At 61.3% G+C, this 16,465-nt stretch carries 14 protein-coding genes and 4 tRNA genes; 15 read left to right on the forward strand and 3 right to left on the reverse strand.

The window, feature by feature from the left end:
- Positions 1–80 precede the first annotated feature (80 nt).
- From J3P95_RS09405 to J3P95_RS09465, 13 genes are all read left to right on the forward strand, one after another.
- The gene (locus J3P95_RS09405; protein ID WP_434562390.1) at positions 81–2,675 is read left to right on the forward strand and encodes a FimV/HubP family polar landmark protein; all 2,595 of its coding nucleotides are present in this window, start codon (positions 81–83) and stop codon (positions 2,673–2,675) included.
- Between the two features lie 180 nt (positions 2,676–2,855).
- Positions 2,856–3,680: a tRNA pseudouridine(38-40) synthase TruA gene (truA, locus tag J3P95_RS09410; RefSeq protein WP_434563758.1), complete on the forward strand. Its 825-nt coding sequence runs from the start codon at positions 2,856–2,858 to the stop codon at positions 3,678–3,680.
- Between the two features lie 63 nt (positions 3,681–3,743).
- Complete coding sequence (locus tag J3P95_RS09415) at positions 3,744–4,367, forward strand: phosphoribosylanthranilate isomerase (RefSeq protein WP_434577696.1); 624 nt, start codon at positions 3,744–3,746, stop codon at positions 4,365–4,367.
- A 267-nt stretch (positions 4,368–4,634) separates the two neighbouring features.
- Positions 4,635–5,555 (forward strand): acetyl-CoA carboxylase, carboxyltransferase subunit beta, encoded by a 921-nt coding sequence (accD, locus tag J3P95_RS09420; RefSeq protein ID WP_186615503.1) that lies wholly within the window; start codon positions 4,635–4,637, stop codon positions 5,553–5,555.
- Entirely contained in the window at positions 5,552–6,859 is a 1,308-nt protein-coding gene (gene folC, locus J3P95_RS09425; RefSeq protein ID WP_434562396.1) for a bifunctional tetrahydrofolate synthase/dihydrofolate synthase, read from the forward strand. The genes accD and folC overlap by 4 nt, the downstream gene beginning before the upstream one ends.
- Complete coding sequence (locus tag J3P95_RS09430) at positions 6,843–7,517, forward strand: SPOR domain-containing protein (RefSeq protein ID WP_434577694.1); 675 nt, start codon at positions 6,843–6,845, stop codon at positions 7,515–7,517. Before folC ends, J3P95_RS09430 begins: the two co-directional genes overlap by 17 nt.
- Before the next feature lie 90 nt (positions 7,518–7,607).
- On the forward strand, positions 7,608–8,168 hold the full coding sequence (locus tag J3P95_RS09435) for a CvpA family protein (protein WP_003179770.1): 561 nt from the start codon (positions 7,608–7,610) through the stop codon (positions 8,166–8,168).
- Positions 8,169–8,209: 41 nt separating this feature from the next.
- A complete protein-coding gene (purF, locus tag J3P95_RS09440) occupies positions 8,210–9,715 on the forward strand; it encodes an amidophosphoribosyltransferase (RefSeq protein WP_030142021.1) in 1,506 nt (501 codons plus the stop codon).
- Between the two features lie 56 nt (positions 9,716–9,771).
- The gene (locus J3P95_RS09445; protein WP_434562402.1) at positions 9,772–10,983 is read left to right on the forward strand and encodes an O-succinylhomoserine sulfhydrylase; all 1,212 of its coding nucleotides are present in this window, start codon (positions 9,772–9,774) and stop codon (positions 10,981–10,983) included.
- Positions 10,980–11,753, forward strand: coding sequence for an SDR family oxidoreductase (locus J3P95_RS09450; RefSeq protein ID WP_434562404.1), 774 nt, complete (start codon positions 10,980–10,982; stop codon positions 11,751–11,753). The genes J3P95_RS09445 and J3P95_RS09450 overlap by 4 nt, the downstream gene beginning before the upstream one ends.
- Positions 11,754–11,923: 170 nt before the next feature.
- Positions 11,924–11,999: transfer RNA gene (locus J3P95_RS09455), tRNA-Val, on the forward strand.
- 58 nt (positions 12,000–12,057) lie between these two features.
- Positions 12,058–12,134: transfer RNA gene (locus tag J3P95_RS09460), tRNA-Asp, on the forward strand.
- 89 nt (positions 12,135–12,223) lie between these two features.
- Positions 12,224–12,300 (forward strand) — tRNA-Asp (locus J3P95_RS09465).
- Between the two features lie 192 nt (positions 12,301–12,492).
- Here the strand turns inward: J3P95_RS09465 and J3P95_RS09470 are convergent.
- The gene (locus J3P95_RS09470; RefSeq protein ID WP_434562406.1) at positions 12,493–13,776 is read right to left on the reverse strand and encodes an NAD(P)/FAD-dependent oxidoreductase; all 1,284 of its coding nucleotides are present in this window, start codon (positions 13,774–13,776) and stop codon (positions 12,493–12,495) included.
- A gap of 185 nt (positions 13,777–13,961) precedes the next feature.
- Here J3P95_RS09470 and J3P95_RS09475 point away from each other — a divergent pair.
- Together J3P95_RS09475 and J3P95_RS09480 are read left to right on the forward strand one after the other, a co-directional pair.
- Positions 13,962–14,038, forward strand: a tRNA-Val gene (locus tag J3P95_RS09475).
- A 448-nt stretch (positions 14,039–14,486) separates the two neighbouring features.
- Positions 14,487–14,864, forward strand: a complete 378-nt coding sequence (locus J3P95_RS09480; RefSeq protein ID WP_434577691.1) for a hypothetical protein — start codon at positions 14,487–14,489, stop codon at positions 14,862–14,864.
- 598 nt (positions 14,865–15,462) lie between these two features.
- On the opposite strand, the gene J3P95_RS09485 is transcribed toward J3P95_RS09480, so the two are convergent.
- Entirely contained in the window at positions 15,463–15,771 is a 309-nt protein-coding gene (locus tag J3P95_RS09485; RefSeq protein WP_434577689.1) for an addiction module antidote protein, read from the reverse strand.
- 166 nt (positions 15,772–15,937) lie between these two features.
- Positions 15,938–16,462: a DUF2867 domain-containing protein gene (locus tag J3P95_RS09490; protein ID WP_434577687.1), complete on the reverse strand. Its 525-nt coding sequence runs from the start codon at positions 16,460–16,462 to the stop codon at positions 15,938–15,940.
- Positions 16,463–16,465: the final 3 nt, after the last annotated feature.

Below are 16,465 nucleotides of genomic sequence, written 5' to 3' on the forward strand. Positions count from 1 at the left end.
GGGGCTGCGCGCAATGCCTTACGGCAGCGGCATCAACACCTTCTCGCTGGCCGAGGAATGTTCAAACAAAGGAAGAGGCTATGGTTCAAGTTCGCAAACTGGTGTTAGCAATAGCGGCCGCCTCGGCGCTGTCCTCCGGTATGGCGCAAGCGCTCGGGCTCGGGGAATTGACCCTGAAGTCGCCGCCGAACCAACCTCTTGTGGCTGAGATCGAGTTGCTCGATGTCCAGCAGCTGACGGCCGCCGAAGTCGTGCCAAGCCTGGCTCCGGCCGAAGAATTCGCCAAGGCCGGCATCGATCGCCAGGCGTTTCTCAATGACCTGAGCTTCACCCCGGTGATCAACGCCAACGGCAAGAGCGTCCTGCGGGTGACGTCCAGCCGGCCAATGACCGAGCCCATGGTCAAGTTCCTCGTTCAAGTAATGTGGCCCAATGGCCGTTTGCTGCGCGACTACAGTGTGCTGATCGATCCGTCCAAATTCTCGCCGCAGGCCGCCGATGCCGCCCGGGCCAAGCCGTCCCAAGTGGTCTCTTCGCCAGTCACCGGCGCCACCAAGCCCTCCCAATACACCACCACGCCGCGCGACACCCTGTGGGAAATCGCCGCCAAGGTGCGCAATGGCGGGTCCGTGCAGCAGACCATGCTGGCGATTCAAGCGCTGAATCCGAACGCATTCATCAACGGCAACATCAATCTGCTCAAGACCGGCCAAGTCCTGCGCCTGCCGGACCCAGTGCAAAGCACCGCGTTGCCACAACCCCAGGCCATCGCTGAAGTGGCCGCGCAGAATGCCGCCTGGCGCCAAGGGCGTCGGGGCGTGGCAGGTAACGGTCGACAGCAGTTGGATGCCACCAAGCGTGGCGCTAATGAAGGCGCCCCAGCCCAGGCGGCCGATCGCGATAACCTGAGCCTGGTTTCCGCCGAGTCGGCGAAGGCCGGCAACAAGGGCAAAGGGGCCGCTGGCGATGCCCAGGTTCTGAGCGACAAGCTTGCGGTGACGCAGGAGAGCCTCGATTCGGCCCGCCGCGACAATGAAGAACTGAAAAGCCGCATGGCCGATCTGCAAAGCCAGCTGGACAAGCTGCAGCGCCTGATCGAGCTGAAGAACAATCAACTGGCCAAGATGCAGGGCGAGGGCGTCGCGGTTCCTCCGGCCGGCGAGTCGACTCCGACGATGTCGGCAGAGTTGACCCCTGGGCCGTCGGCACAAGCGCCGACAGCAACGCCAGCACCCGAAGCCGCCCCAGAGGCGACTCCGCCGGCCACTCCGGTCGAGCCGACACCTGCTGCTTCCGATGAGAAAAAGTACAACGACCTGCTGACCAATCCGATCCTGTTGGGGCTGATCGGCGGTGGCGCGTTGGTCCTCTTGCTCCTGCTGTTGTTGCTCGCCCGTCGCCGCAAGGCCCAGCAGGAAGCAGAGAAACATCTGCGCATGGCCCGAGCCCTCGAGGAGGAGGCCGACTTCTCCCCGGAGCTCGATCTGCCCCCGAGCAGCTTCGAGGGCATTGACGTTCCACCGCCAAGCGTAAAGCTCGAGCCCAAGCCAGCCCCGGCGCCCGTACCCAAGCCCGCTCCGTTGGTTGCGCCGGTAATCGTCACGCCACCAATCGCCGCACCGTTGGTGGCACCGGCCGCGGAGCCTTCCGATGACGATGTGTTGCCCCAAGCCCAGTCTCACATCGACCGCGGTCGCTTGAACCAGGCCGCTGACCTGCTGGAGCAAGGCATCAAGGCCGAGCCCCAGCGCAGCGACCTGCGGCTGAAATTGATGGAAGTCTATGGCCAGCAAGGCGACCGCGATGCCTTTGTCGCCCAGGAGCGCCAACTGGTTGCCAACGGCGAGAACTACGCCCAGGTTGAACAGCTCAAGAGCCGTTTCCCGGCCATGGCGGTTGCCGCCGGCGCAGGCTTGGCCGCTGCGGCAGTCGCCGCCGAGCTGGATGCTCAATACGTCAAGTCGCTGCTGGAAGACACGCCAGCGACCAATGAAGAACTCGACAGTGCCTTTGACTTGAGCCTGGACGATCTGGAGACACCGACACCTGCGGTGTCGGAGCCTGCTGTCGAGCTGGACGCATTTCCAGCCGACGACGACTTGGACTTCGAGGCGCTGCTCAAGCAGCAGACCGAAGCCAATCAGGCTAACGAAAGCCTCGACGATCTGTCGGACTTCGACCTGGACCTGGGCGCCGATGCTCCGGCGCCAGCCTTGGCTGATGAAGACTTCCTGCTGGACCTGGACGACGATCTCAAGGGCTTGGACACGCCAGTTGCCGACACGCCTGCCCTGGATGACACCCCGTCCGACGATCTTGAGCTGCCAGCGGATTTCGATCTGTCCCTGGCCGACGAAATGGACGCCCAGGACCGGCCGAAAGATGCTTTCGAGTCGGAGTTGGATGATGTCAACGCCGAGTTGGATCGCCTGTCCGACAGCCTGAGCCAGCCAACCTTCACCGCCGAAGACGCCTTGGCGAGTGCTGGCGATGAACCGGAAGACTTCGACTTCCTCAGCGGCACCAACGAAGTGGCAACCAAGCTCGACCTGGCCCAGGCTTATATCGACATGGGCGACGACGATGGCGCCCGGGATATCCTTGGCGAAGTCCTCAACGAAGGCGATGCCACGCAGAAGAGTGAAGCGCAGGAAATGCTCTCGCGCCTGGCGTGAGCCAGCGGTAGACCAGCAACGGCAGCCGATGAGGCTGCCGTTTTTGTTTGCGTGCGATTCATCGTGGCGAAGGACCAGCGGTTGCACTGGCATCCCGTCGCTCCGGGCTTATAATGCCCGCCTTTGCGTATCTCAGCAGGCTGTAATTCCTTGGCAAACATAGACAACCCGGCCGCCGAAATGGCGGCCGACGGCTTTTTCCGGATCGCCCTGGGCGTTGAATACAAAGGCTCGCGCTATCGCGGCTGGCAACGTCAGGCCTCCGGGGTACTGACGGTGCAGGAAACCCTCGAAAACGCGCTGTCCAAAGTCGCCGACTCGCCCGTGTCGCTGCATTGCGCCGGCCGGACCGATGCCGGCGTGCATGCCTGCGGCCAGGTGGTGCATTTCGACACTCAGGTCGAGCGTTCGATGAAAGCCTGGGTGATGGGCGCTAACATCAACTTGCCCCACGACGTCAGCGTCAGTTGGGCCAAGGCCATGCCTGCACACTTCCATGCGCGCTTCAAGGCCATCGCCCGGCGTTATCGCTATGTGATCTACAACGACCAGATCCGCCCGGCGCACCTGAACGAAGAGATCACTTGGAACCACCGTCCGCTGGACGTCGAGCGCATGGCCGAGGCCGCGCAGTGCCTGGTCGGTGTCCATGATTTCAGCGCCTTTCGCGCCGGCCAGTGCCAGGCCAAGTCGCCGATCAAGGAGCTGCATCATTTGCGCGTGACCCGTCACGGCAAAATGATCGTGCTCGACATCCGTGCCAGCGCCTTCCTGCACCACATGGTGCGCAATATCGCCGGGGTGCTGATGACCATTGGCGCGGGTGAGCGGCCGGTGGAATGGATCAAGGAAGTGCTTGAAAGCCGCATCCGCCGTTCCGGTGGCGTCACCGCGCACCCGTTTGGCTTGTATCTGGTGCAGGTGCAATACCACGATGAGTTCGAGCTGCCGGAGCGTTACATCGGGCCACATTTCCTCACGGGGTTCTCGGAACTCGACGGCTGACGGCCTTCGTTGCATTTGTTACCATCCGGGACTTTCACGGATTTGCCTGAGGTTTTACCCACCATGCCGGTCGTTCGCAGCAAGATATGCGGAATAACCCGCGTCGAAGATGCGCTGGCAGCGGTCGAGGCCGGTGCGGACGCCATCGGGCTGGTGTTCTACGCCAAGAGCCCGCGAGCGGTGACGGTGCAACAGGCGAGGGCGATCATCCGGGCGCTGCCGCCGTTCGTCACGCCGGTTGGCCTGTTCGTCAACGCCAGCCGTTGCGAGCTGGGCGAGATACTCGATGCGGTGCCGCTGGCCCTGCTGCAGTTTCACGGTGACGAGACACCCGCCGATTGCGAAGGTTGGCATCGCCCGTATATCAAGGCGTTGCGGGTCAAGGCCGGTGACGACATCGCGGGCAGTTGCGCGGCTTTTGCTGGTGCCAGCGGTATCTTGCTGGACACCTATGTGGAGGGCGTTCCTGGCGGCACCGGCGAAGCGTTCGATTGGTCGCTGGTGCCGCAAGGCCTGGACAAGCCGATCATCCTCGCCGGCGGCCTGACGGCGGAGAACGTCGCCGCAGCCATCGCCCAGGTTCGCCCCTATGCGGTGGACGTCAGTGGCGGGGTGGAGCAGGCCAAGGGCATCAAGGATCCGGCGAAGATTCGTGCATTCATGGCGGCAGTTCGCGGCAGCCAGTAGTCAATGTGACGGCTGGCAGACTGCCGCCGTCCATACCTGCACTGTACAAAGCAGGCAGGCGCCGCCTCCGGGTGGGCCGATAGCGTAGGGGCAATCGCCGTGGAGCGGTTGCCGGGATGGCAGGGGATGGTTGGGCTGGACGCAGGTCATGTTTCGCGCTGACCGCGGTGGTTTCTCAATCCTCGCCGCACAATGAATTTGAGCTCAAGGGCATACGCGGGGCCGCGAACCAAAGCGTTCGGGCCGCCGGTACTGGAGAAAGAAAGCATGAGCAACTGGTTGGTAGACAAACTGATCCCTTCGATCATGCGTTCCGAGGTGAAGAAAAGCTCGGTGCCTGAAGGTCTGTGGCACAAATGTCCTTCCTGCGAGGCGGTGCTGTACCGTCCCGAGCTGGAAAAGACCCTGGACGTTTGCCCCAAGTGCAACCACCACATGCGCATTGGCGCGCGTGCCCGTATCGATATTTTCCTCGACGCAGAAGGCCGCGTGGAGCTGGGCGCCGAGCTGGAGCCAGTCGACCGCCTGAAATTCCGCGACGGCAAGAAATACAAGGATCGCCTGACCGCTGCCCAGAAGCAGACCGGTGAAAAGGACGCCTTGGTATCCATGAGCGGCACCCTGCTGGGCATGCCGGTGGTGGTCTCGGCTTTCGAATTTTCCTTCATGGGCGGCTCGATGGGTGCCATCGTCGGCGAGCGCTTCGTGCGTGCTGCCAACCATGCCCTGGAAAATCGCTGCCCAATGATCTGCTTCGCCGCTTCCGGCGGTGCGCGGATGCAGGAAGCGCTGATTTCCCTGATGCAAATGGCCAAGACCTCGGCGGTGCTGGCGCGTCTGCGTGAAGAAGGCATTCCGTTCATCTCGGTGCTGACCGACCCGGTCTACGGCGGCGTTTCTGCCAGCCTGGCTATGCTCGGCGATGTCATCGTCGGCGAGCCGAAGGCGCTGATCGGCTTTGCCGGCCCGCGTGTGATCGAGCAGACCGTGCGCGAGAAGCTGCCGGAAGGCTTCCAGCGCAGTGAGTTCCTGCTGGAACACGGCGCCATCGACATGATCATCCACCGCCAGGAGCTGCGTCCGCGCCTGGGCAACCTGCTGGCGCAACTGATGGGTCTGCCGACGCCGACCTTCGTCGCCGCACCGATCGAGCCGATTGTGGTTCCACCGGCGCCTGCTGGCCTATGACCCAACGTACCCTGGGCGACTGGCTTGCCTACCTCGAGCAGTTGCATCCATCGGCCATTGACATGGGGCTGGAGCGCTCGCAAACGGTAGCGTCCCGCATGGGACTGGCCAAGCCGGCGCCCCGGGTCATCACGGTCACCGGCACCAATGGCAAAGGCTCGACCTGCGCCTTCGTGGCTTCGTTGCTGCGTACCCAGGGGCTGAGCGTCGGGGTCTACAGCTCGCCGCACCTGCTGCGCTATAACGAACGGGTCATGGTCAATGGCGTCGAAGCCACTGATGCCGAGCTGTGCGAAGCCTTCGCGGCGGTGGAAGCCGGGCGAGGCGAGATTTCCCTGACCTATTTTGAGATGGGCACCCTCGCAGCGTTCTGGTTGTTCGCCCGTGCCGGCCTGGATGCCGTCGTGCTGGAAGTCGGCCTGGGCGGACGGCTGGACGCGGTCAACCTTGTCAATGCGGACGTCGCGCTGGTTACCAGCATCGGCGTGGACCATGCCGATTACCTGGGCGATACCCGCGAATCCGTGGCGTTCGAAAAAGCCGGCATCTTCCGCCAGGGCGCGCCCGCGCTCTGTGGCGACCTCGATCCGCCGCAGCCTTTGCTGGACAAGGTTCGCGAGCTGTGCTGCCCATTCTTCCTGCGCGGACGGGATTTCGACCTGGCGATGACCGAGCAGCATTGGCAGTGGCGCGGCACCGATGCCAAGGGCAACCCGGTGGAGCTGCACGATCTGCCGCTGCTCGACCTGCCGATGGAAAACGCCGCGCTGGCGCTCCAGGCTTACTCGTTGTTGGGCTTGCCTTGGGACGCCGGGCAGATTGTGCAGGCGTTGCAGGCAACCCGCGTCGTCGGTCGTCTCGACCGCCGCTCGTTCGATTGGCAAGGCAAGCGCATCAACCTGCTGCTGGATGTCGGCCATAACCCCCATGCGGCCCAGTACCTGGCCGAGCGCCTGGCGCGACGGTCGGTGGCAGGCAAGCGTTTGGCGGTGTTCGGGCTGCTGTCGGACAAGGACTTGGATGGCGTTGTCGACGCGTTGAATGCTAGTGTCCAGCATTGGGCCGTGGCGCCGCTGGATTCACCGCGCTCGCGTCCGGCAAGCGAGTTGCAGGCAGCGCTGCAGCGTCGTGGCGCTTCGGTTGATGCCCATGGCAGCGTGGCTGACGCGTTGGAAGGGCAGTGCGCCCTGGCGACGGCCGCTGATGAGATCCTGCTGTTCGGATCATTTTTTTGCGTTGCCGAGGCCCTTCAATGGCTAGCCCGGCGCTCCACGGAGGAAGCTGCAGATGGCATTGCTGGATAAAGCGTACAAGCAGCGCATGGTCGGGGCCTTGGTATTGGTGGCCCTGGCAGTGATTTTCCTGCCGATGCTGTTTTCCCGTCAGGACGAGCAGCGCCAGGTCACGGTTGATGCGCCCGCCGCGCCCCAGGCGCCCGCCGTGCCGCCGGTACAGGTCGAGCCGGTGGCGGTGCCCGAGCCGCAGGCATTGCCTCAAGAGCCTGTTCCGAGTGACGAGGAACTGGCCGGGCAATCCGCTGAGCCTTCCGCGCCGACTGCCTCCGCCCCCGCTGCTGTAGCGCCTGATCCGTCGGCGCCGAGCAAGCCGGTCGTTGCGCCAACACCTGTTCCGGCCACACCATCAGTCAAGCCGCCGCCAAGCCAGCCGATCACCCCCGCCACCAAGCCGGACACCACGCAAAGTCGCGTCGATGCCAACGGCCTGTCGGTCAGTTGGTCAGTGCAACTGGCGAGCCTCACCAGCCGCGAAAGCGCTGAAAAACTGCAGAAAAACCTGCGCAGCCAAGGCTATAACGCGTATATCCGTTCCGCCGATGGCAAGAACCGGGTGTTTGTCGGCCCGCTGATCGAGCGTGCCGAAGCCGACCGCCTGCGTGACCTGCTCAATCGCCAGCAGAACCTCAAGGGTTTCGTGGTGCGTTTCCAGCCAGAGCGCGGTTGAACGGCCATTTAGCTGATTTGAGCCATGCAGCTTACCGACAGCCCTGCGCTCTGCTAAAATGCGCCGCCTTATCCGTCTGTAGGCTGCACCGTGCCATTTACCTGGGTTGACTGGGCGATCGTTGCAATCGTCGCCATCTCCGCATTGATCAGTCTGAGCCGCGGCTTCGTCAAGGAAGCCCTCTCGCTACTGACTTGGATCATCGCGGGAGTCGTAGCCTGGATGTTTGGTGGCTCGCTGTCCCAGTACCTCGCCGGATACATCGAAACCCCATCGGCTCGCGTGATCGCGGGCTGTGCCATCTTGTTTATCGCCACCTTGCTGGTGGGCGCAATGATCAATTATCTGATCGGCGAACTGATTCGCGTCACCGGGCTTTCCGGGACGGACCGGTTCCTGGGCATGGCCTTCGGCGCGGCGCGTGGCGCGTTGCTGGTGGTCGTGGCCGTCGGGCTGCTGAGCCTGGGGCCGGTACAACAGGATACGTGGTGGCAGGAGTCCCGGCTCGTGCCACAATTTCTATTGGTCGCAGACTGGTCCAAGAACCTGATCCTGGGTTGGAGCAGTCAGTGGCTTGCCAGCGGTATCAGCGTACCCGCTGAAATACCGTTCAAGGAACACCTCTTGCCGATGGCCAAAACGCCGCAGTGAGTGTTGTTCAGTTCAGATCCATTAAGTAGGGGTTGCGTCGCATGTGTGGCATCGTCGGTATCGTCGGTAAGTCGAACGTCAATCAGGCGCTGTATGACGCGCTAACCGTGCTCCAGCACCGCGGCCAGGACGCTGCCGGTATCGTGACCAGCCATGACGGCCGGTTGTTCCTGCGCAAGGACAATGGCCTGGTGCGCGACGTGTTCCATCAGCGCCACATGCAGCGCCTGGTTGGCCACATGGGCATTGGGCATGTGCGTTATCCGACAGCAGGCAGCTCGACGTCGGCCGAGGCCCAGCCGTTCTACGTCAACTCGCCGTACGGCATCACCCTGGCGCACAACGGCAACCTGACCAATGTCGAGCAACTGGCCAAGGAGATCTACGAATCTGACTTGCGCCACGTCAACACCAGTTCCGACTCGGAAGTGATGCTCAACGTGTTCGCCCACGAGCTGGCCCAGCGCGGCAAGCTGCAGCCGACCGAAGAGGACGTGTTCGCCGCCGTGACCGACGTGCACAACCGTTGTGTCGGTGGCTACTCGGTGGTGGCGATGATCACCGGCTACGGCATTGTCGGTTTCCGTGACCCTCACGGCATTCGTCCGATCGTATTCGGCCAGCGTCATACCGACGAGGGTGTCGAGTACATGATCGCCTCCGAAAGCGTGTCCCTGGACGTGCTGGGCTTTACCCTGATTCGCGACCTGGCCCCGGGCGAAGCGGTCTACATCACTGAAGACGGCAAGCTGTATACCCGCCAGTGCGCGACCAACCCGAGCCTGACCCCGTGCATCTTCGAGCACGTCTACCTGGCGCGCCCGGACTCGATCATCGACGGTATCTCGGTCTACAAGGCGCGCCTGCGCATGGGCGAGAAGCTGGCCGACAAGATCCTGCGCGAGCGTCCGGACCACGACATCGACGTGGTCATCCCGATCCCGGACACCAGCCGAACCGCCGCCCTGGAGCTGGCGAACCACCTGGGCGTGAAGTTCCGCGAAGGCTTCGTGAAGAACCGCTACATCGGCCGTACCTTCATCATGCCGGGCCAGGCTGCGCGGAAAAAATCCGTACGCCAGAAGCTCAACGCGATCGAGTTGGAATTCCGCGGCAAGAACGTGATGCTGGTGGACGACTCCATCGTGCGCGGCACCACCTGCAAGCAGATCATCCAGATGGCCCGCGAAGCGGGTGCCAAGAACGTATATTTCTGCTCGGCGGCCCCGGCCGTGCGCTACCCGAACGTCTACGGCATCGACATGCCGAGTGCCCATGAGCTGATCGCTCATAACCGCACGACCCAGGAAGTCGCCGACCTGATCGGCGCCGACTGGCTGATCTACCAGGACCTGCCGGACCTGATCGAAGCGGTCGGCGGCGGCAAGATCAAGATCGAGCAGTTCGATTGCGCGGTATTCGACGGCAAGTACGTCACCGGCGACATCGACGAGGCCTACCTGAACCGGATCGAGAACGCGCGTAACGATGCGTCCAAGGCCAAGACTCAGGCGGTCAGCGCGATCATCGATCTGTACAACAACTGATTAACGAACCGGCCCTGAGGGGCCGGTTTGCGTTTAACCGATTAAGGAGTGACAGCATGAGTCAGGATTGGGATGCCGGTCGGCTGGACAGCGACCTTGAAGGCGTAGCGTTCGATACCCTGGCGGTTCGCGCGGGTCAACACCGTACACCGGAAGCCGAGCATGGCGATCCGATGTTCTTCACCTCCAGCTACGTCTTCCGCACCGCCGCCGATGCTGCGGCGCGCTTTGCTGGCGAGGTGCCGGGCAACGTCTATTCGCGTTATACCAATCCCACCGTCCGGGCTTTCGAGGAGCGCATCGCCGCCCTGGAAGGTGCCGAGCAAGCCGTCGCCACCGCCACCGGCATGGCCGCGATCATGGCGGTCGTGATGAGCCTGTGCAGCGCCGGCGATCATGTACTGGTGTCGCGCAGCGTCTTTGGCTCGACCATCAGCCTGTTCGAGAAGTACTTCAAGCGCTTTGGCGTGGAGGTCGATTACGTACCCCTGGCGGACCTGTCCGCTTGGGATGCCGCGGTCAAGGCCAATACCAAGCTGCTGTTTGTTGAATCGCCATCCAATCCGCTCGCCGAACTGGTCGACATCGCCGCGCTGGCGGAAATCGCCCACGCCAAGGGCGCCATGCTGGTGGTCGACAATTGCTTCTGCACCCCGGCGCTGCAACAGCCGCTCAAATTGGGCGCGGACGTGGTGGTGCATTCGGCCACCAAGTTCATCGACGGCCAGGGCCGTTGCATGGGCGGCGTTGTCGCCGGTCGTGGCGAGCAGATGAAAGAAGTGGTGGGTTTCCTGCGCACTGCCGGGCCGACCCTCAGCCCGTTCAACGCCTGGATCTTCCTCAAAGGCCTGGAAACCCTCGGCCTGCGCATGAAAGCCCATTGCGCCAACGCCCAGCTCCTGGCCGAGTGGCTGGAGCAGCAGGACGGCATCGAGAAAGTCCATTACGCCGGGCTCAAGAGCCATCCGCAACACGATTTGGCGGCGCGCCAGCAACGCGGTTTCGGCGCGGTGGTGAGTTTCGAGGTCAAGGGAGGCAAGGAGGGCGCCTGGCGCTTCATCGATGCCACTCGATTGATTTCCATCACCGCCAACCTGGGTGACAGCAAGACCACCATCACGCACCCGAGCACCACGTCCCATGGCCGCCTGTCGCCACAGGAGCGTGAAGCGGCGGGCATTCGCGATAGCCTGATCCGCGTTGCGGTCGGCCTGGAAGACGTAGCGGACCTGCAAGCCGACCTGGCCCGCGGGTTGGCGGCCCTGTGATCGAGCTGGCAACGCCGCCGAGCGGTATTCACGGCCGGGTTGCCCTGGTGACGGGCGCCGCGCGGGGGATCGGCCTGGGCATTGCCGCTTGGCTGATCTGTGAAGGCTGGCAAGTGGTGCTGACCGATCTGGACCGCGAGCGTGGTTCCAAGGTAGCGAAAACCCTGGGCGACAACGCCTGGTTCGTCACGATGGATGTGGCGGACGAGGCGCAGGTCGCCACCGGTATTGCCGAGGTGCTCGGACAGTTCGGGCGGCTCGACGCGCTGGTGTGCAACGCGGCCATCGCCGACCCGCACAACATCATCCTGGAAAGCCTGGACCTGGCTCACTGGAACCGGGTCCTGGCGGTGAACCTCGGCGGGCCGATGCTGCTGGCCAAGCATTGCGCGCCTTACCTGCGTGCCCACAACGGCGCCATCGTCAACCTGGCCTCGACCCGCGCCGCGCAATCGGAGCCCGACACCGAGGCCTATGCCGCAAGCAAGGGCGGTCTGTTGGCGCTGACCCACGCCCTGGCGATCAGCCTGGGCCCGGAGATCCGCGTCAACGCGGTCAGCCCTGGCTGGATCGATGCGCGGGACCCATCACAACGTCGCGCAGAGCCATTGACCGACGCCGATCATGCCCAGCATCCGGCGGGCAGGGTAGGCACGGTAGAAGACGTGGCGGCGATGGTGGCGTGGTTGTTGTCGCGCAACGCCAGTTTCGTCACGGGCCAAGAATTCATCGTTGACGGCGGCATGTCCAAGAAGATGATTTATCAATGAAGAGCAGCTACAAGCGGCAAGTTTTGAGCTGCAAGCAGGGTGGTGCGGCTCCACTGCTTTTGACCTGTCGCTTGAAGCTCGCCGCTTGAAACTGTTTTTGAAAAAAATCCAACGCTGCTATTGACTTAGCTTCGGTACCTGCGTAAATTTCGCGGCCTCAACGCAGCAAAGGGTGATTAGCTCAGCCGGGAGAGCGTCTGCCTTACAAGCAGAATGTCGGCGGTTCGATCCCGTCATCACCCACCATGTTTCTTGAGAGTCTTGCGAAAGCAAGATGGAAGCTGTCAAAAGCCTCCACCGACGCGCAGCGGTAGTTCAGTCGGTTAGAATACCGGCCTGTCACGCCGGGGGTCGCGGGTTCGAGTCCCGTCCGCTGCGCCATATTTTCCGAAGCAGGTTCGCCTGGTTCGAGATTTAAGCCCAAGGGTTTAGATCAGACGAGTTAACTGGACGCAAGTCCATAGCGATACGCAGCGGTAGTTCAGTCGGTTAGAATACCGGCCTGTCACGCCGGGGGTCGCGGGTTCGAGTCCCGTCCGCTGCGCCATATCTGCTTCGAGGCCCACTGAACGCCTTGAAGCTAAGAAGAAAGCTGCAAAGTTATCTTCTAGTCGATAGCAAGGACCCTGGTCGAAAGACCGGGGTTTTTTGTTTTCGGAATTTGAAAGATTGGAACAGGCCCCGTGGCGAGGGAGCTTGCTCCCGCTGGGCTGCGAAGCAGCCCTTGTTGTTGGCCGCTTCAGAACCCCAACTTATCCCGCAACCCGTAATACCAAGCCCCCAACGCCGCAAAAGGCGTACGCAACAACTGACCGCCTGGGAAAGGGTAGTGGGGCAGGTCCGCAAACGCATCAAAACGCTCAGCCTGACCACGCAGCGCCTCGGCCAAGACCTTGCCCGCCAAGTGCGTATACGTCACGCCATGGCCGCTGCAGCCCTGGGAATAATAAATGTTATCCCCCAGCCGCCCGACCTGCGGAAGACGCGACAGCGTCAGCAGGAAATTTCCGGTCCAGGCGTAGTCGATCTTCACATCCTTGAGCTGCGGGAACGCCTTGAGCATCTTCGGCCGAATGATCGCCTCAATGTTCGCCGGATCCCTCGCGCCATACACCACGCCGCCACCGAAGATAAGGCGCTTGTCGCCGGTCAGCCGGTAGTAATCGAGCAAGTAGTTGCAGTCCTCCACGCAATAATCCTGGGGCAATAGGCTGCGAGCCAGTTCATCGCCCAGCGGCTCGGTGGCGATTACCTGCGTGCCGCACGGCATGGACTTGGCCGCCAGCTCCGGCACCAGGTTGCCCAAGTAAGCGTTGCCCGCCACGATAATGAACTTGGCCCTGACCTTGCCCTGCGGGGTATGCACCACCGGACTGGCGCCGCGCTCAATGCGCACCGCCGGCGACTGCTCATAAATGATCCCACCCAGCGACTCCACCGCCGCTGCTTCGCCCAAGGCCAGGTTGAGCGGATGAATATGCCCGCCGCTCATGTCGAGCATGCCGCCCACATACTCATCGCAAGCCACCACCTCGCGAATACGTCGCTGATCCATCAGTTCCAATTGGGTATGACCGAAACGCTCCCATAAACGCTTCTGCGACTCCAGATGGCCCATCTGTTTAGCGGTGAGGGCGGCGAATACACCACCGTTCTTCAGATCACACTGAATCTGATACTTCGCTACCCGCTCGCGAATGATCCGCCCGCCCTCGAACGCCATGTCGCCCAGCAACTGCGCCTGCTGCGGACCGACGCTGCGCTCGATCACATCAATGTCGCGGCTGTAACTGTTAACGATCTGCCCGCCGTTGCGACCCGACGCGCCAAAGCCCACCTTGGCCGCCTCAAGCACGGTGACCTTGAAACCGTTCTCCAGCAAAAACAGTGCAGACGACAGGCCGGTATAACCGGCGCCGATCACGCACACATCGGTTTCGACGTCATCCTGCAGGGCAGGGCGCGAAGGCGCCGGATTGGCCGAAGCGGCGTAATATGACGCTGGGTAGGCTGTGTTCGCCATTCTGGAACCTCTGTTTTATATTTTTTACGAATGCAGCGATCCTACCCGAGTTAAAAATCTGCCGCCAGCCACCCCCCGAATCTTCGGTGGATTACCGAAATTAAATATTTTGCATATTCATAGGGTTAGGTGAAAAAAAAGGTATTGACACCCCTCCGGAATTCCGTAGAATGCCGCCTCACAGCAGGCACGTAGCTCAGTTGGTTAGAGCACCACCTTGACATGGTGGGGGTCGTTGGTTCGAGTCCAATCGCGCCTACCAAACAAAATCCGCTCTGCTGGGCGGTCTAGAAGGGCTCACCGAAAGGTGGGCCCTTTTTTGTTGGATGCGTTCCAAGCTTTCCCAAAGCTTTTACATCCCACCTCACAACGCTCATTCGACGTCCAACCCAACGTATCCAATCGCCGTAGTGTCGGATGTTGAGTTGTCGAGTACATAAGGAAATGGTCATGCGAGTCGTCACTTTCGTAACTTTTCTAGCACTTGCTGGTTGCTCTGGAATACCTTCGGTTCCATACGAAGAGCCTGCTCAATCGGAGGGAATGGCGCGTGTTCGCGTTATTACGAACTCCGACGTGTTCGGCGATAGCATCACCGGCAGTTGTGCTCCTGCTACCCGGCATAAAATGGCTGAAGCCGGACGTTTCGGGCGGGACGGGACGGCGAACATCAACTATCCGCAGTACCCCAGAAGTCGGCGAGCCTTGGCATGCCGCAACGAGTTTTCCCTACTCTCGCTCAGTACGTCCCTGCCATTCGGATGGGCGAAGGGGCTTACAAAGAAGTCGTAACCGAGTATCGCGTTAGGACTGATCTGCCATTCCAAATGGCGACCCTAGGCGCGACCGTTGGTGGCAATGGCAACTCTTACTGGGCCTGCGCTGACCAGGCGCTTGTTTACACGCTGGGACCAGGGAAGGACTACGAAGTTTTGGCAGGGGTGAGTAGCAGACCAAACAAAGATGGTCAGCAGCCGCTTGTTTGCATGTTCGCGGTTTTTGAACTCGCCGCTTTTCCTGGCACTTCAATTGTGATTCCCAAGAAGCTGACGCCTGCTGCGCCTCCGCAGGAAGTCTGCAAAAACTAACAAGAGCAGCCCGGCCATCAAGCCGGGCTTTTTATTGTCCGCTCGTCGACGCCATAGCACTTTCATTCAGAGCGCTGCCTCTCAGCTATATAGCGCAGATTCCGCGCATTAGAGGAGACATAGCATGGTGGATGACAATAACGGCCCCGAAGCGCCGTACTCCGGGCCAGATGAAAAGACGCCCGACGCAGGCGAAGGCCATGGATCCAGGCTGGAGCAAGCTAAGTCTGAGCCGAAGCAGGGCACTGGCGAGAGACCGGAGGACTGGAGCCCGCCTCCTGGCAACCCGGGTTCTGACCAAGACGCCCAGACGAATCGTGAGAATGGTGGTGCTAAGTAGATTGCTGAACAGCATGACGTCGGATAACCCGGCCATCGTGCCGGGTTTTTCGTTGCCTTTCAATTTACATGAAGGAGCAGCGCTCGCGTTAATCGAGCTGCGGAGGAAAAAGGGACAGATTTATCTTGCTTTGCTTCGCTGAGAGCTTCCATCGAACGGATTCGATCATAAGGAGAACGGGGACAGACTACGATTGTGAGACGGTCCGATTATAAGTGAGCTCACAATCGTGGTTGTCCCCGCTGTGCAATCCGTTCGTCAGGCAGGTGAATGATTAGCCGCATGCCCAGGCTGCGCATGAAGATCAATGCCTAGCGCATGAATAACCTTGAGTACGGTATCGAATCTCGGTTTTGATCCGGGTGCGAACGCCTTATATAAACTTTCTCGCCCCATGCCAGAGTCCTTAGCGATCTGCGCCATGCCTCGGGCCTTGGCTACATAGCCGATCGCTCGGAGAAACTCCTCGCTATCACCATCAGCCAGCACCTGAGAAAGGTACTCATTGATTGCTTCGTCGCTATCGAGCAGTGCCGCCATGTCAAATGTCGTCAGGTGTTGGCTCATGTTCAAATCTCCTTTGCCAATTTCTTAGCTCAGAACCTTGGTCTGTCCCCAGTCTTTTGTCCTCAGTCTTTGCGGTTTGTCTGTATAACCGCGCCATCCTTTTTAGGGCGGCTTCGCCACCCAGCGGGAGCGAGCTCCCTCGCTACGGGGGTTGCGGCGTCGCGGCTCAGGCGGCCAAAGGCCAACCAATGCGTGCTGCACGGCGCAGACTCGCCTTAACAACCAAGCGGTGAAACGGGGCAATGACGAAAATGTAGGCCCGGCCCAGACGGTTGTGGCACTTGACCACGGTTGAAAAAACCAGTTGGCGAGTACCTTCCGGCTCTGCCTCTTCAGAGCAGAGGATCGATATCCGGAAGTCGAGGTGCTTGTCGTCCTCTCCCAACACGATTTCAGTCTGGTTCGTGCTGTAGACCTTGAAGATTTGAATCCGATGAGCAAGTGTCGCCAGATGTCTGGCTGTCTTGAGCCCAAAACAGGCAACGACAGTGTCTCGGACTTTCATGAGCCATCCGATCCAGGATGGCTGGTGGGAAAGGATGAATCGCGCGAGCAAGTCTGGGTCGCTGGAGGTGCCCGCAGGGAGCTGAATCGCAAAAGCGTCTGCCAGGTTCGTCGACGTGTAAAGGTGAGTGACGCCGGACCTCAAGGGGACCGGCACGGACTTGATGAGCTCAACTTCTCGGGGCATCGG

The organism is Pseudomonas sp. Z5-35, from assembly GCF_051131945.1.
GTDB lineage: Bacteria > Pseudomonadota > Gammaproteobacteria > Pseudomonadales > Pseudomonadaceae > Aquipseudomonas > Aquipseudomonas marvdashtae.

Bases quoted from the DNA above. Each gene is read 5' to 3' on its own strand.
- J3P95_RS09470 (WP_434562406.1), bottom strand. From the start codon at position 13,776: ATGGCGAACACAGCCTACCCAGCGTCATATTACGCCGCTTCGGCCAAT.
- J3P95_RS09405 (WP_434562390.1), top strand. From the start codon at position 81: ATGGTTCAAGTTCGCAAACTGGTGTTAGCAATAGCGGCCGCCTCGGCG.
- J3P95_RS09490 (WP_434577687.1), bottom strand. From the start codon at position 16,462: ATGCCCCGAGAAGTTGAGCTCATCAAGTCCGTGCCGGTCCCCTTGAGG.
- J3P95_RS09485 (WP_434577689.1), bottom strand. From the start codon at position 15,771: ATGAGCCAACACCTGACGACATTTGACATGGCGGCACTGCTCGATAGC.
- purF (WP_030142021.1), top strand. From the start codon at position 8,210: ATGTGTGGCATCGTCGGTATCGTCGGTAAGTCGAACGTCAATCAGGCG.
- accD (WP_186615503.1), top strand. From the start codon at position 4,635: ATGAGCAACTGGTTGGTAGACAAACTGATCCCTTCGATCATGCGTTCC.
- J3P95_RS09430 (WP_434577694.1), top strand. From the start codon at position 6,843: ATGGCATTGCTGGATAAAGCGTACAAGCAGCGCATGGTCGGGGCCTTG.
- J3P95_RS09415 (WP_434577696.1), top strand. From the start codon at position 3,744: ATGCCGGTCGTTCGCAGCAAGATATGCGGAATAACCCGCGTCGAAGAT.
- J3P95_RS09445 (WP_434562402.1), top strand. From the start codon at position 9,772: ATGAGTCAGGATTGGGATGCCGGTCGGCTGGACAGCGACCTTGAAGGC.
- truA (WP_434563758.1), top strand. From the start codon at position 2,856: ATGGCGGCCGACGGCTTTTTCCGGATCGCCCTGGGCGTTGAATACAAA.
- J3P95_RS09480 (WP_434577691.1), top strand. From the start codon at position 14,487: ATGCCGCAACGAGTTTTCCCTACTCTCGCTCAGTACGTCCCTGCCATT.
- folC (WP_434562396.1), top strand. From the start codon at position 5,552: ATGACCCAACGTACCCTGGGCGACTGGCTTGCCTACCTCGAGCAGTTG.